At 73.9% G+C, this 14,291-nt stretch carries 19 protein-coding genes; all 19 read left to right on the top strand.

What is annotated here, in order from left to right; genetic code table 11:
- Positions 1-111 precede the first annotated feature (111 nt).
- Positions 112-876 carry an alpha/beta fold hydrolase gene (locus tag VR44_RS18700; protein ID WP_245691969.1) on the top strand — a complete coding sequence of 255 codons (765 nt, stop codon included), beginning with the start codon at positions 112-114 and terminating at the stop codon, positions 874-876.
- Positions 877-949: 73 nt separating this feature from the next.
- The gene (locus VR44_RS18695; protein WP_045948672.1) at positions 950-1,966 is read left to right on the top strand and encodes a thioesterase family protein; all 1,017 of its coding nucleotides are present in this window, start codon (positions 950-952) and stop codon (positions 1,964-1,966) included.
- 70 nt (positions 1,967-2,036) lie between these two features.
- Positions 2,037-3,209, top strand: a complete 1,173-nt coding sequence (locus VR44_RS18690; RefSeq protein WP_045948671.1) for a beta-ketoacyl-[acyl-carrier-protein] synthase family protein — start codon at positions 2,037-2,039, stop codon at positions 3,207-3,209.
- Positions 3,206-3,961: a beta-ketoacyl synthase N-terminal-like domain-containing protein gene (locus tag VR44_RS18685; protein WP_052713696.1), complete on the top strand. Its 756-nt coding sequence runs from the start codon at positions 3,206-3,208 to the stop codon at positions 3,959-3,961. The genes VR44_RS18690 and VR44_RS18685 overlap by 4 nt, the downstream gene beginning before the upstream one ends.
- Before the next feature lie 50 nt (positions 3,962-4,011).
- The gene (locus VR44_RS47315) at positions 4,012-4,272 is read left to right on the top strand and encodes a hypothetical protein (protein WP_052713695.1); all 261 of its coding nucleotides are present in this window, start codon (positions 4,012-4,014) and stop codon (positions 4,270-4,272) included.
- 48 nt (positions 4,273-4,320) lie between these two features.
- Complete coding sequence (locus tag VR44_RS18680) at positions 4,321-5,115, top strand: SDR family oxidoreductase (protein WP_045948670.1); 795 nt, start codon at positions 4,321-4,323, stop codon at positions 5,113-5,115.
- The gene (locus VR44_RS18675) at positions 5,115-6,101 is read left to right on the top strand and encodes an alpha/beta hydrolase (RefSeq protein ID WP_045948669.1); all 987 of its coding nucleotides are present in this window, start codon (positions 5,115-5,117) and stop codon (positions 6,099-6,101) included. Before VR44_RS18680 ends, VR44_RS18675 begins: the two co-directional genes overlap by 1 nt.
- Complete coding sequence (locus VR44_RS18670) at positions 6,094-6,420, top strand: hypothetical protein (RefSeq protein WP_045948668.1); 327 nt, start codon at positions 6,094-6,096, stop codon at positions 6,418-6,420. The genes VR44_RS18675 and VR44_RS18670 overlap by 8 nt, the downstream gene beginning before the upstream one ends.
- Before the next feature lies 1 nt (position 6,421).
- A complete protein-coding gene (locus VR44_RS18665) occupies positions 6,422-6,829 on the top strand; it encodes a hypothetical protein (protein ID WP_045948667.1) in 408 nt (135 codons plus the stop codon).
- Positions 6,830-6,831: 2 nt separating this feature from the next.
- The gene (locus VR44_RS18660) at positions 6,832-7,236 is read left to right on the top strand and encodes a hypothetical protein (RefSeq protein WP_245691967.1); all 405 of its coding nucleotides are present in this window, start codon (positions 6,832-6,834) and stop codon (positions 7,234-7,236) included.
- Between the two features lie 98 nt (positions 7,237-7,334).
- Positions 7,335-8,441 carry a beta-ketoacyl synthase N-terminal-like domain-containing protein gene (locus VR44_RS18655; RefSeq protein ID WP_045948676.1) on the top strand — a complete coding sequence of 369 codons (1,107 nt, stop codon included), beginning with the start codon at positions 7,335-7,337 and terminating at the stop codon, positions 8,439-8,441.
- 51 nt (positions 8,442-8,492) lie between these two features.
- Positions 8,493-8,756, top strand: coding sequence for an acyl carrier protein (locus VR44_RS18650; RefSeq protein ID WP_045948666.1), 264 nt, complete (start codon positions 8,493-8,495; stop codon positions 8,754-8,756).
- Positions 8,756-9,178 (top strand): 3-hydroxyacyl-ACP dehydratase FabZ family protein, encoded by a 423-nt coding sequence (locus VR44_RS18645; protein ID WP_045948665.1) that lies wholly within the window; start codon positions 8,756-8,758, stop codon positions 9,176-9,178. Before VR44_RS18650 ends, VR44_RS18645 begins: the two co-directional genes overlap by 1 nt.
- The gene (locus tag VR44_RS18640) at positions 9,172-9,684 is read left to right on the top strand and encodes a 3-hydroxyacyl-ACP dehydratase FabZ family protein (protein WP_094191739.1); all 513 of its coding nucleotides are present in this window, start codon (positions 9,172-9,174) and stop codon (positions 9,682-9,684) included. Before VR44_RS18645 ends, VR44_RS18640 begins: the two co-directional genes overlap by 7 nt.
- 11 nt (positions 9,685-9,695) lie before the next feature.
- Complete coding sequence (gene fabG, locus VR44_RS18635) at positions 9,696-10,436, top strand: 3-oxoacyl-[acyl-carrier-protein] reductase (protein WP_045948664.1); 741 nt, start codon at positions 9,696-9,698, stop codon at positions 10,434-10,436.
- A complete protein-coding gene (locus VR44_RS18630; protein WP_045948663.1) occupies positions 10,429-11,178 on the top strand; it encodes a 2-hydroxychromene-2-carboxylate isomerase in 750 nt (249 codons plus the stop codon). The genes fabG and VR44_RS18630 overlap by 8 nt, the downstream gene beginning before the upstream one ends.
- 165 nt (positions 11,179-11,343) lie before the next feature.
- The gene (locus VR44_RS18625) at positions 11,344-12,207 is read left to right on the top strand and encodes an alpha/beta hydrolase (protein ID WP_245691965.1); all 864 of its coding nucleotides are present in this window, start codon (positions 11,344-11,346) and stop codon (positions 12,205-12,207) included.
- A 23-nt stretch (positions 12,208-12,230) separates the two neighbouring features.
- On the top strand, positions 12,231-12,770 hold the full coding sequence (locus VR44_RS18620) for a hypothetical protein (RefSeq protein ID WP_045948662.1): 540 nt from the start codon (positions 12,231-12,233) through the stop codon (positions 12,768-12,770).
- 107 nt (positions 12,771-12,877) lie between these two features.
- A partial coding sequence (locus tag VR44_RS18615; RefSeq protein ID WP_107072531.1) for an MFS transporter occupies positions 12,878-14,291 on the top strand: 1,414 nt, incomplete at its 3' end.

The raw sequence follows: 14,291 nt of genomic DNA, 5'->3' as shown, positions 1-14,291 counted from the left end.
CCACCGGTCCGGGGCCGTACTGGTCACCTCCGGCGGCGACCGCGACGACGCCTCCGCCGGGTTCCTGCTCACCCCCCTGCCGGCCGCCCCGTGACCGGGGGACCCGCGCCGGTGTCCGTGCGGCTGAGCCGCCCGGGCCGCGGGACCGGCCCGCTGCGCGTCCTGCTGCTGCACGGGCTGGCCGGCGGCGCCAACGTCTGGGACGCCCTCCTGGAGCACACCGTCGGCTCCCCGCACGAGGTGTGGACCGCCGAACTCCCCTGGCGGGCCGAAGGGGTGCCGGGCTGGACCGGGCACTCTCCGGCCCACTGGGTCCGGCAGGCGACGGGCCGGGTTCCGGGCGGCCCGGACGTGGTGATCGCCCACTCGTTCGGGGCCAACGCCCTCCTCGCCCTGCTCGACGAGGAGCCGGAGGGCGGCCCCGCCCCGCGGCCCCGCGCCGTGGTGCTGGTCTCGCCCTTCTACCGGCCCCGGCCGGAGGCCTTCGGCTGGGACGCGATCTCGTACTACCTGAACGACTTCGACCGCATCCTCGCCGACGGCCTGCGGGTCCGCTCCGGCGGCCGCCTCCCGGACGACCTGCGCCGGGAGATGGCACTCAAGGTGCGCGACCGGATCGGCCCGTACGGATGGTTGAGCTTCTTCGACACCTACCTGCGGACGCCGGACCTGCGCACCGACCGCATGACCATGCCCTGCCTGATCGTCGGCGGCGAACGGGACTTCGCGTCCTTCCCCGCCGACAGCGAGGCCCTGTGCGCGGCCCTGCCCTACGCGAAGGCCGAGATCCTCCCCGGCTGCGGGCACTTCGCGATGACCGAACGGGCGGCGGAGTTCGCCCGCCTGACGGAGGACTTCCTCCAGTCCGTCGCATGACCACGCCGGCGCCGCCCGTTGCCTCGCGCCGCCCCGCAACCGAACCGCCGACAAGGACAAGGAAGCGAACGACATGACCACCCACGCCGAAACGGCCGTCAAGTACCTGCTGGGGACGGAGACCACCGTCCGGCTGCGCCCCCGCTTCGAGGGCTCCAACATCAACACCTGGATCGGCTTCAAGCACGTCAACTACCTCGTCGAGGAAGCGGTCCTTGCGCACTTCCGCACCGCCGGACTGCCCTCCCGGGAGCTGTTCGAGGAACACGGCCTCGGCCTCGACGTGGTCGACCTCGACACCCGCATCCTGCACGCCTTCCACCAGGACGACGAGGCCCGCGCCGTCGTCGTCCCGACCACCCGCGACGAGGACACCCGCTTCCGCTTCTCCGTCACCCTGTACGTCGAGCGCGACGGCAAGGAGCTGAAGGCCGTCACCTCCAAGGCCGAGGTCTCCCTGCGTGCCGACGACTACCTCGCCCCGCTCGCCCACCCCGAGGAGCTCGCCCGCTTCACGGTGGAGCGCCTCGGCGACGGCGCCGGGCGTGGCCCCCGGCACGGCACCGATGTGGCCGTCGCCGACAACACCGCCCTGGCCGCCGGCCGCGGCACCACCGGCGCCGACCCGGTGCTGGACCAACTGCTCGCCGGCGAGAACGCCTTCGGCTGGAAGTGGCGGATCCCCTACCCGTACTGCCACTTCAACGAGCGCCTCGCGCTGTCGGGCTACCTGCGCCAGGTCGAGGAGGTCGTCGACCTGTTCCTCGCCGATCGCGGCATATCGATCAAGACGCTGCTGGACGACCGCAAGTGGATCCCCGTGGTGCCCCGTTCCCAGGTCACCTTCCTGGACGAGGCCCTGATGGAGGAGGACCTGTACACGGTCTTCACCGTCGATGAGGTCTTCAAGGACTTCACCTACACGGCCCGCACCGACTTCTACGTGGTGCGCGACGGGCGCCTTGTCCAGACCGCCACCGGCCGGATCACCCACGGCTACGCGGTGTTCGAGAACCGCCGCGACTGGAGCCTGGTCGGCTTCGACGAGCGGGTCGTGCGCGCGCTGAACGGCGACCTCCCGCAGGCCTGACCCCGGCCACCGGGCCCCTGCCCTTCGCCCTCCCCTTTCCTCCCCTTCCCGCATCCCGGAGTAGACCCCGATGGAAGAAGTGCTGATCACAGGTCTGGGCGCGGTCTCGCACCTCGGCTCCGGCGCCGATGCCCTCTGGCACGGCCTGATGCGGGCGCGCAGCCGGCCCGAGCGGGCGGCCGACCCGCACGCCAGGATGGACGTCCCGCTGATGTACTCCGTCCCGGGAACGCCGGACCCGGACGGGCCCGCCGAGGGCCCCAGCACCGCCGCACGGTTCGCCGTCGAGGCCGCCCGGCAGGCGCTGGCGGACTCCGCCCTCGGCGAGGTGGCGCCCGAACGGGTCGCGGTGGTCATCGGCACCGGCATGGGCGACGCGACCCTGCACGAGCGGTGGCGGGCGGAGGGACACTCGCCGGACGGGGAGTGGGCCCCGGTCTTCTCCGTGGCCTCCTCCCTCGGCGAGTGGCTCGGCGCCGAAGGGCCCAACACCAGCATCAGCAACGCCTGCGCCGCGAGCGGCTTCGGCATCTCGGCCGCCGCCGAGCTGATCCGTACGGGCGCCGCCGACGTGGTGCTCGCCGGGGGAGCGGAGGCCTACTCCCGGGTGGCGCTGGCCTGCTTCAACCGGCTGGGCGCCGTCGACCCGGAGCGGTGCCGCCCCTTCGACGCCAACCGGCGCGGCACCGTCTTCGGGGAGGGCGCCGGAGTCCTCGTGCTGGAGTCCGCCGCGCACGCCGCGGCACGCCGGGCCCCGCGCGTGTACGCACGGCTCGCGGGGGAGGGATGGAGCTGCGACGCCCACCACGCGACCGCGCCGGAACCCGGCGGCACGCAGATCGTCCGTGCCATGCGCGAGGCGTTGGAGCGCGCCGGAGCCGGCCCCGGCGAGATCGGCTGCGTGGTGCCCCACGGCACCGGCACCGAACTCAACGACGCGGTCGAGAGCCGCGCCCTGCACGAGGTGCTCGGCGCGGCGGCCGGCCGTACCCCCCTGTACAGCCTCAAGGCCCTGGTCGGGCACACCGGAGGGGCCGCCGCCTCCCTCGCCGCCGTGGCCGCGGCGCTGGTCCTGCACCACCGCACCGTGCCGCCGAACCGCCCCGTCGAGGAGCGCGACCCGGACTGCGACGTGCTGCTGCCCGTCGAGCCCGCACCCCTGCGGGGGAGCTTCGCCCTGGTCAACGCCTACGCCTTCGGTGGCAACAACGTATCCCTCGTCCTCCAGGAGGCCCGCGCATGACCACCACCCCCACGTCCGCGGCGCATCAGGACGCGCCGCTGGTGGTGTCGGGCATCGGCGTGGTGACCCCCCGGGGCGACCGCCCGCGGGAAGCCGCCCGCGGCGCCCGCCCGGCCGCGGCGGCGCGGGCCGGTGACTGGTTCGACCACCGCACCCGGCTCGGACCTCGCGGCTACAAGTACCTTCCCGCCGCCTCCCAGTACTTCCTGGCCGCCGCCAAGGAGGCCATGGCCGACGCCCGGGACGAACCGGACCGCTGGCCCGCCGAGCTGCGCGGGGCGGCCGTCGGGACCAACAGCTCGGCCGCCGCCCTGCACGAGGCCATGGACCGCACCGTGCTCGCCGAGGGCGCCGCCGCCCTGAGCCCCGTCACCGCGCCCTACTTCTCGATCAACCTCTTCGGCAGCCGGCTGGCCACCGAACACGGCCTCAAGGCCTTCAACCTCACGGTGACCTCGCCGCGCGTCGCCGGCCTGGAATCCCTGGAGACCGGGGCCTGGAGACCGGGGCCAGGGCCGTCGCCGCCGGCCGGGCGGCCTGGCTGCTCGCCGGAGCCACCGAGGAGGCCCTCGACCCCGCGCACGCCGGTCACGCCGACTCCGAACGGGGCGCCGTCGCGCTCGTCCTGGAGCCGCTGGAGTCCGTCCGGGCGCGCGGCGGCCGGGCCTACGGGCACTGCCGCGTCCGGAGCCTGTTCCTGCCCCCGCGCACCGCCGCCGCGGGCCGGGGCGCGCAACGGGCCCGGCAGCTGATCGACGCCGCCCTGACCGCATGGGGTGCCGGCCCGGCCGCCGCCCCGCGGGTGATCGCCGTACTGGACGGCTCGCCCGTCGGACACGCCGTGGCCGAGGCCCTCGGCCCGGACGCCGAGACGGTCCCGGCGGGCGCGGGAGCCCTGGAGCCCCTGCTGCAGGCGGCGGGCGCGCTGGCCGAACTGCCGGGCCCCGTCCTCGTCGTCACCGCGGCGGCGCAGGGCAACCTCGCGCTCGCCCTCCTCACCCCGCCGCCGGACGCACCGGAAGCACCGGACGCACCGGCACCGGCGGCCGTCCCCGCCGCCTGAACACGACGCACCCCGCGTACCACCAGCACGAAGTAGGAGAGGGAGTTCATGACGACGTCACTCGAGGGTTCCTGGTGCCTCGTTCTCGGCGCCTCCAGCGGGATAGGCCTGGCCAACGCCCGGGCCCTGGCCCACGAAGGCGCCCACGTCCTAGGCGTCCACTTCGACACCGCCGAGGGACAGGAGAAGGCCGAGGCGGCCGTCGAGGAGCTGCGCTCCACCGGGGCCCGGGCCCACTTCTTCAACGCCAACGCCGCCTCCCCGGCCACCCGGAGCGAGCTGGTCCCCCGGTTCGCCGAGCTGACGGGCGGCGCACCGCTGCGGGTCGTCCTGCACTCCCTGGCCTTCGGCACCCTGCTGCCCTACCTGCCGGCGGACGGCGGACCCGCCCTGACGGCCCGGCAGATGGACATGACCCTCAACGTGATGGCCCACTCCCTCGTCTACTGGACCCAGAGCCTCCACGCGGCCGGCCTGCTGGGCGCCGGCTCGAAGATCTTCGCGATGACCAGCGCGGGCGACCAGCGGGTGACCGCCCACTACGGCGCCGTCTCGGCGGCCAAGTGCGCCCTCGAATCACACGTCCGCCAGCTCGCCCTCGAACTCGCCCCGCAGGGCGTCTCCGTCAACTCCCTGCGCGCCGGCGTGACCGTCACCCCCTCGCTGGAGCGCATCCCCGGACACGAGAGGCTGGTCGAACTCGCCGCCCGCAGCAACCCGCACGGCCGCCTCACCCGCCCCGAGGACGTCGCCGAGGCGGTCGTCGCACTGGCCCGCACCGACTCCTCCTGGATCACCGGCAACGTCATCGGTGTCGACGGCGGCGAGGCGCTGACCACCTGATGCGCACCCGACCCTCCACCCCCGGCCAGGTGCACCGCCGGCCCGGCCGCCGCTCCCCGCGCGCCCTGCTGTCCGCCGTGTCCGCCCTCGCCACCGGGGCCGTACTCGCCGCCCGGCACGCCCACGAGCTGTACCATCCGCCGGCCGCCCACCCCGGCCGGACCCCGCGCCACAAGGGCCTGCCGGTCCGCCCCCTGTCGGTGACCACCACCCGCGACCGGGTGACCCTCGACGCGTGGGTCGTACCCGGGCGCGGACCGCACACGGTGGTGATCTGCCACGGCATGGGCCGCACCAAGTCCAGCGTCCTCGGCCACATCGCGCTGCTGCACGAAGCGGGGCACCACGTGGTCGCGTACGACATGCGCAACCACGGTGAGAGCGGCCGCGACCGCAAGTACGGCAGCATGTCCGAGCGCTACACCGGCGACCTCGCCGACGTGATCGCGTCCGTGCGCCGGGACCCCGAGGTCGGCGCCGGGGAACTCGCCCTCATCGGTTTCTCGTTCTCCACCTGGGTCTCCCTGCACGTGCTGCGCCGCGTCGGGACCCCGGTCGCCGCCGTCGTCTGCGACAGCGGCCCCATGTCCGACACCGCCGCAGGCCTGCGCGAGTTCGCCGGCCTGCGCCGGTCCCAGCTGCCCGCACCGGTCAGGACGGGCGCCGCCTACGCCCTCTACCGCCACCTCTTCTCCCGGATCAGCATGCACATGCTGGCCGTGCGGAACTGGCCCCCGGACCTCGCCGGGCTCCCGACCCGGCTGATGTTCATCGCCGGAGCCCAGGACCCCGTCATCGACGAGGCCCAGATCATGGGCGTCGCCGACCGCTACCCCGAAGCCGAACGCTGGACCGCACCCCAGGCCATGCACATGAACGCCCTGCGCTTCGACGCGGCCGAATACCGCGAGCGCGTCCTCGGCTTCCTGGAGGCCTCCTTCGAGGCCGCCGCCGACCGCAGGAAGGAGGCGGTCCGCCATGGCTGAGTACCTCCTCGTGGAATCCCAGGGCAGCTACGCCGGACCCGGCGCCGAGGCCTTCCTCGGCGACGCCGTCCGGCTGGCCCGCGCCGGGCACGGCGTGGCCGTGCTGCTGATCGAGAACGGGGTCACCGAGGGCCTCGCCGCCGCCGGACCGGCCGTCGGACGGGTGCTGGCGGCCGGGGGCGAGGTCTGGGCGGACGCCTTCTCGCTGGACCAGCGCGCCCTGTCCGCGCAGCGGCTCGCGCCCGGCGTCCGGGCGGTGGAGATGGACGAGGTCGCCGAGCGGCTGCTGCGGCCCGGGGTACGGGGAGTGTGGCACTGACATGGCCGGCCTCCTGCCGCGCGCGGACGTACTGATCGCGATCATGGGCGCCCCGCACACCGGTGACCTGGTCACCTCCGCCTTCCGGCTCTCCCAGGCACTCCTCGCCCGGGGCGCCCGCGTCCACCTGTGGACCTGCGGCCACGCCACCGGCCTCACCCGGCAGGCGCTGGGCCCCGCAAAACCGCGCAACGTCGTGGACTGGGCCCGGGAGTACCCGACGACGGCCGCCCTGGCCGCCGAACTCCTGGCGGCCTTCCCCACCACCCTGCACTGGTACGCGTGCCGGTTCTGCAGCCAGGAGCGCGGCGCCGACGCCCACATCCCGGGGATCCGGCTGCGCGCGCCGTTCAAGTTCACCGAACACCTCGACGCCGCCGACAAGGCCTTCTTCCTGGGGGTGTGCTGACCGTGGCGCCACAGCCCACGACCGGGCGCCGGCTGCTGGTCGTCGAACGTGCCTACCGCGGCTCGGTCGAGACCCAGTTCGCCGACGTGCTCTACCTGGCGCGCGAGCTCAACCGGCAGCAGGACGGCCTGGACATCCTGCTGCGCGGCCTCGCCGTCACCTTCGCCACCGCCGACGACGACGCCCCGGCGCGGTCCCTCCGCATCGGCCGCATCGACCTCGACACCCTCCCCGACCCGCGCGCCTCCCTGCGCACGCTGCTGGCCGAGGGTGCCGGCGTCTGGGCCGAGGAGGCCGACCTGACCGGCCTCGGAACGGCCCCGGACCGGCTGCTCCCCGGGGTCCGCCGGGCCCGCCCGGACAGCCGCCCGGACTGGTCCGCGTACCAGGGCGTGCACTTCCTGTGACCACCCCCGCGGCCGTGACCGCGCCCGGGACCGCCTCCGCGACCGGCGGCCCCGCGCCCGTACGCCCCACCGAAGCCACCGAAGGAGCACCGCGACCCATGGAAACCGCCACCGCCCGCCGAGGGCCGCTCATCACCGCCTGGTCGGCCGTCTCGCCGTACGGGCTGGAGCGACCGGAGTTCACGGCCGGCATCACCGCCGGGCGCACCGCGGCCGCCGCACTGGACCGCGGCGTCTGGGACGGCCCCGTCGACACCGCCTGCCTGGTGCCCGGCTTCGACAGCAAGACCGTGCTGGGCCGCAAGGGCACCCGCTCCATGGACCGGGTGACCGGCCTCGCCGTCACCGCCGTCGGCCGGCTCCTCCAGGACCCCGAGGGCGCACGCATCCCCGGCGTCGGCGAGGACGCCGGACTGGTCCTCGGCACCAACACCGGCAGCGCCCAGAGCATGATGGACTTCACCCGCGACTCCGTGGTCCAGGAGAAGCCCTTCTACGTGGACCCGATGCGCTTCCCCAACACGGTGATGAACTGCGCCGCCGGGCAGTGCGCCATCTGGCACAAGCTCAAGGGCCCCAACACCACCGTCGCCGGCGGCCGGGCCTCCGGGCTCCTCGCCCTCAACTACGCCCTGCGGCTGCAGAAGTCCGGGCACACCAGGACCGTGCTGTGCGGGGCGGTCGAGGAGTTCTCCCCGGCCCGGGCCTGGCTGGAGTTCCACACCCGCAGGCCCGACGAGGCCGACGGGATCCTCGGCGAGGGCGCCGCGGTGCTGCTCCTGGAGTCCGCCGAGGCCGCCGCCCAATACGGGCGTCCCGGCCTGGCCGAGGTGCTCGCCCTCGAATTCGGCGTCTTCCACACCGACGCCCAGGTCGCCCCCGTCCTCGCCGACAGCGTCCGCCGCGCCCTGGACCGGGCCGCCGTCCAGCCGCCGGAGGTCGCCCTCGTCGCCGCCTCCGGGGCCCACGGCGCCCGCGGCGCCGCCGAACGCGAGTCCCTCGACGCGGTGTTCGCGGGGCACGAGCCCGAACACGTCCCCGGAGCCGAGCTGATCGGCGACACCCACGCGGCCTCCGCGTCCTTCCAGACCGCCGCCTTGCTCGCCACCGCCGAGGGCCGTCCCGGCCTGGCCGGCTCCATCGGCCTGATCACCTCGGTGGACCGCGACGGCGTGGTCGGCTGCGCCGTCCTGCGCCTGCGCTGACCGACCGACCCGACACACCACAACCGTCCGACGCACACGAAGGAGAACCACATGTCCGAGACCACCGCCCCCGCCGTCCTCGAACTCGAGAACCTGCGCCGCACCGTCGCCGACGTCCTCGACGTCGAGGAGACCGAGCTGACCGACGAGGCCGACTTCGTGAACGACCTCGGCGTCGACTCGCTGATGGCCCTGGAGGTCATGGTCGTCCTGGAGAAGAAGTACGGCGTCAAGCTCGGCGAGTCCGAACTCAAGGAGGTCACCTGCCTGCGCAAGGCGTACGACCTGCTCGACGCCAAGCTGACGGCCGCCTGATGGCGGCCCCCGCCGCGGGCCCCGTCCGCGCCGTCCCCGCCGCGGGCCCCGTCCGCGCCGTCCCGCTCCTCGACCGGGACGGCGCCGACGGCGCCCCCCGCACCACGGTCCGCATCGACGCGGACGAACGGGTCTTCCCCGGCCACTACCCCGGCTTCCCCATCTTCCCCGGCGTGTGCGTCGTCGAACTGGTCCACCGCAGCGCGCTGGCCACCGCCCCCGCCCCCGGCGCCCGCGTCACGCTCCGGGCCGTCGAGTCCACCCGCTTCCTCAGCCCCGTCTTCCCCGGCGACCGGCTCACGGTCGAACTGAAGTGGACGCGCCGGGAAGGGCACTGGCGCTGCGAGGCGGTCGCCGCCACCGACCGGGGCCGCGCCGCGACGGTCCGGCTGCGCTTCACCGAAGGGAGCACCCCGTGCTGACGACCACCGGGATCAAGCGGGTGCTGCCGCACCGCTACCCGATGCTGCTGGTGGACCGGGTGACCGAACTGGTCCCCGAGGAACGCCTCACCGCCCTCAAGGCGGTCACCTGCAACGAACCCTGGTACGAGGGGCTCGCCGAGGACGCCGACGACGAGGGGCACGGCTATCCGCAGACGCTGCTCGTCGAGTCCTGGTGCCAGGCGGCCGGGGTGCTGGCCGCGTGGGACAAGCCCAACCCGGACGTGCTGTCGGGCCAGGTGATGCTCTTCGGCAGCATCTCCGACGTCGTCCTGCACCGGCCCGTGTACCCCGGCGACGTACTGGAGCACCGGGTCCGGCTCGTCCGGGCCCTCAGCGACACCGTGATCTTCGAGGGCGAGGCCCTGGTCGGCGGCGAGACCGTCATGGAGGTCGGACGGGTGGTCATGGCGATGCGCCCGGCCGCCGAGCTGACCGCAGCCCGCGAACAGAGCCCGGCGGCCCAGCCCGCCGGCGTCCAGTGAGGAGTACCCGCATGCCGGACAGCACACCCAAGGTCGCCCTGGTCACCGGCGGCACCCGCGGCATCGGGCGGGCCACCGTGCTGCGCCTCGCCCGTGACGGCCACGACGTGGCCTTCTGCTATGCCTCGCGGCCGGACGCCGCCACCGAACTGGAGAAGGAGGCCGCCGAACTGGGGGTACGGGTCCACGGGCACCAGGCGGACGTCTCCGACCCGGACGCGGTACGGGCCCTGGTCGCCGGGGTCGAGGACCGGCTCGGCGGCATCGACGTCGTGGTGACCTCGGCCGGCATCGTCCGGGACCAGCCGCTGCTGATGATGGCGGACGAGGACTGGCGGCAGGTGCTCGGCGTCAACCTCGACGGCACCTACCACGTCTGCCGTTCGGTGGTCTTCGAGATGATGAAGCGCAAGAGCGGCTGCATCGTCAACATCTCCTCGGTCGCGGGGGTCTACGGGCACGCCACCCAGACCAACTACTCCGCGTCGAAGGCGGGCATCATCGGCTTCACCAAGGCCCTCGCCAAGGAGGTCGGCCCCTACGGCATCCGGGCCAACGCCGTCGCCCCCGGGTTCATCGAGACAGACATGACCGCCGGGCTGTCCGGCAAGGTCAGGGAGAGGGCGCTGCGCGGCATCCCGCTGCGCCGGCTGGGCCGTCCCGAGGAGGTCGCGGACACGGTCGCGTACCTGGTCGGGGCCGAGTACGTCACCGGCTCGGTGCTGCAGATCGACGGGGGCCTCGTTGTCTGAGGCGGCCCCGTCCCCCGGAGCGCGCAGGCAGGCCCCGCCGCGCTTCTACTTCTCCCTGCGCAGCCCGTACTCCTGGCTCGCCCACCAGGAACTGCTCGCCCGCCACCCCGACGTGGTGGAACGGCTCGAATGGCGGCCGTTCTGGGAGCCGGACGAGGAGAGCGCCCGGGCCCTGGAAGCCGCCGGCGGCCGCTTCCCGTACGTGGCCATGTCCCGCGAGAAGCACCTGTACATCCTCCAGGACGTCCGGCGGCTGACCCGGGAGCGCGGGCTGGAGCCGACCTGGCCGGTGGACCGCGAGCCCTGCTGGGAGGTCCCGCACCTGGCCTGGCTGGTGGCTCAGGATGCCGGTCGCGGACCGGAGTTCGTCGGCCGGGTCTACCGGGCGCGCTGGCAGGAGGGGCGCGACATCTGCGACCCGTCGGTGATCGGGGAGCTCGGCGCGGAGCTGGGCCTGCCCGCCGAGCGGCTGGCCGGCGCCGCCCGTGACCCGGAGCTGCGCGCGCGGGGGGTGTCGGCGCTCCTCGACGTCTGGCGGGACGGGGTGTTCGGAGTCCCTTTTCTCATCGACGGACACGACAAATTCTGGGGAACGGACCGGATATCCGATTTCGCCCGCTCGGTTCGCGGGCGGGCGACGCGGGACGGAAATCGGAAATGTGCGAAAGCCGGTTCTCCGAACGCGCCGGCGGATACCGTGGCCAGGTCGGCTGACGGGGGTCACGCCGGCGGCTGCGGCTGAGACGACCGGTCCGGACGGCCGCAGCACGGTATGCACCGGGAGGGAATTGAAATGCAAGGAAGAGACAACAGGACGGAAATACGAGAAAGCGCGGCGGCGGAAAACGGATCCTCCAAACCGCCCCGTCGCGGCGGTTTCCTGAGCGGTCTCCTCCCGGCCCTGGCGGTGCCCGCGGCGCCGGTGTACGGGGCGCTGCTCTCGTACCTCGTCTACCACCCGCCCCGCCGCCCCCACCACAAGCACCCCCGGGACTTCGGCCTGCCGCTGGAGGAGGTGGCCGTCCCCCTCCCCGGCGGCGGCCGCACCCTCCACGTCTGGCTCTGCCGCGGGGGCACCGACCGGGTCGTGGTGATCGGCCACGGCATCGGCCTGAGCAAGTCGGCGAGCCTGGCCCAGGCCGCCTTCCTGCACGAAGCGGGTTACACCGTCGCCCTGTTCGACCACCGCAACCACGGGCTCAGCGACTCCGACAAGGCCTTCTGGGGGCTCAGCGAACGCCACACCGACGACGTGGTGGCCGTCGTCGACCACCTGCGGGGCAGCGACGGGTACCAGGACGCGCGGTTCGCGGTCTTCGGCTTCTCCTTCTCCACCTTCCCCTCGCTCTACCTGCTGCGGCGCCCGGACCGCCCGGTGGACGCGATCGTGTGCGACAGCGGTCCGGCGCTCGAACTCGAGCCGCTGTTCCGCAACTTCCTGCGGGCCAAGGGGCTGCCGGTGCCGCGCCCGCTGCGCTCCGGCCCCTCCTGGGCGGTGCTGACGGCGGTCTTCTCCCGGCTGGGCACAGCCATGCTGCGGGCCCAGTGGCCGCCGCCGGCCGAGGGTGCGTACCTGGACACCCCCGTGCTGATCCTGGCCGGGGAGGACGACAGCATCATCCCCGTCGAGGGGGCGCGGGCCCTCGCGGCCCGCTACCCGAGGGCGGAGATCGAGGTCCTGCCGGGAACGGAACACCTCCAGGGGATGAAGACCGACCCCGACCGGTACCGTACGGCGGTCCTGGACTTCCTGAAGCGGGCGCTGGGGTAGCGGCCGCCGTGGGAGACCCGCGTATGTGGGGGGCGACGCCCGGGGAACGGGGCGCCGCCTACCCCTGTGACGACCTGCTCGGCCCCTCGGCCGAGCCCTGGCTGCGGGCCGTGACCGTACGGGCGCCGGCCCCCGTGGTGTTCCGCTGGCTGTGCCAGCTCAAGGTGGCCCCGTACAGCTACGACAGCTTGGACAACTTCGGGCGCCGCAGCCCCCGCAGGCTCACCCCGGGGGCGGAGCGGCTGGAGACCGGACAACGGGTCATGACCATCTTCGAACTCGTCGGCTTCGAACCGGACCGCCACCTCACCCTGCTGCTCACCACCCCCTGGGCGGTCCGGGCCTTCGGGGAGTTCGCCATCACCTACCGGGCGGACCCGGTGGACGCGCGGACCACCCGGCTCGTCGTCAAGATGATGGTGGGCCGCCGGCCCGGGCGGCTGGGGGCCGCCCGGCTGCGGATGATGGCCCGGGGCGACCTGTTCATGATGCGCCGCCAGCTCGCCACCCTGGGCGCCCTCGCCGAGCGGACGGCGGCGCGGAAGGGGGCCGTTGGCAGCTAACTGCCAGTAGGCCGCGATCAATTGACCCTCTTCCGGGCCGCCCTGGACGATCGGTCGAGGGCCGGCCTCCCGGCTCCTCCCCGATCCCATCGAGAGGTCGCATCACCGTGGTTCACCAGCTCGCCGGGCAGGAGCCGGAGCAGTCCGCGCCCGACGCCCCCCGGATCCCGGCGGGGCGTCGCCGCCTGGCCCTCGCCGTACTCGTGCTCGCGCAGCTGACGGTCTGGCTGGACAACACCATCCTCAACGTGGCCCTCAAGACCCTCGCCGACCCGCAGGAGGGGCTGGGCGCCAGCACCAACCAGCTCCAGTGGAGCATCAGCTCCTACACGCTGATCTTCGCCGTGATGCTGTTCAGCGGCGGGGTCCTCGGCGACCGGTACGGCCACCGCCGGATGCTGCTCACCGGGACGGCGGTCTTCGCCGCCTCGTCCCTGTGGGCGGGCCTCAGCGGCGGCCCCGGCGAACTGATCACCGCACGCGGGGCCATGGGCGTCGGCAGTGCGCTGATCATGCCCGCCACCCTCTCGCTGATCTCGGCCGTGTTCGACGCCCGCGAGCGGGCCATGGCCATCGCCATCTGGTCCGGCTCCAGCGGACTGGCCATCGCGGCCGGCCCGCTGGTCGGCGGGGCACTGCTGGAGCGCTTCTGGTGGGGGTCGGTCTTCCTGGTCAACCTGCCGCTGGCGGCCGTCACGGTCCTGGGCGCGGTCTTCCTGCTGCCGGCGGCGCGGAGCACGAGCCGTACGAAGCTGGACCCGCTGGGCGTCCTGCTGTCCACCGTCGGCCTGCTGGCCGTCGTCTACGGCCTGATCGAGGGCGGCCACCGCAACGAATGGACCGGTCCCGCCGTCCTCGCCCCGATCACGGGCGGCGCGCTCGTGCTGGTGGTCTTCGTCCTGGTCGAACTGCGGGTGAGCACCCCCAGCCTCGACGTGCGCCTCTTCCGGAACGCCCGCTTCTCCGGCGCGACCGTCTCGGTGATGCTGACCTACTTCAGCCTCTCCGGGTCGATGTTCTACACCGCCTTCTACCTCCAGGGCGTCCGGGACCAGACCCCGTTCGAGGCGGGGCTGAACCTGGTGCCGGTGGCGGCCGGCGTACTGACCGGTGCGCCCCTGTCGGCCGGCCTGGTCCGCCGCTTCGGCCTCGGTCCGGTGGTCGGCCCGGCCATGCTGGCCGCCGCCGGCACCTTCCTGGCGTACACGGGCATCGGGACGGGAACCCCGATGGCCTGGTTCTGGCTGCTCCTCTTCGTCCAGGGCGCGGCGATGGGCGCCGCCATGGCCCCGACGACCGAGGCGGTGATGGCGGTCCTGCCGCCGGATCGGACCGGTGCGGGATCGGCCGTGAACAACTCCATGCGCCAGATCGGCGGCGTCCTGGGCGTCGCCGTCCTGGGCTCCCTCCTCACCACCACCTACCGCTCGCAGATCGAACCGGCCCTGGCCCCGCTGCCGGCCCAGGTGTCCCGGCCGGCGAGCGCTTCGGCGGAGGCGACCCGCCAGCTCGCCGCCCGGC

The sequence above is a fragment of the Streptomyces katrae genome (genome assembly GCF_000966975.1).
In the GTDB taxonomy this organism is placed as follows: Bacteria; Actinomycetota; Actinomycetes; order Streptomycetales; family Streptomycetaceae; genus Streptomyces; species Streptomyces katrae.
Note: the sequence above shows the minus strand (reverse complement) of the source record. Positions and strands in the feature narration are given on the sequence as shown.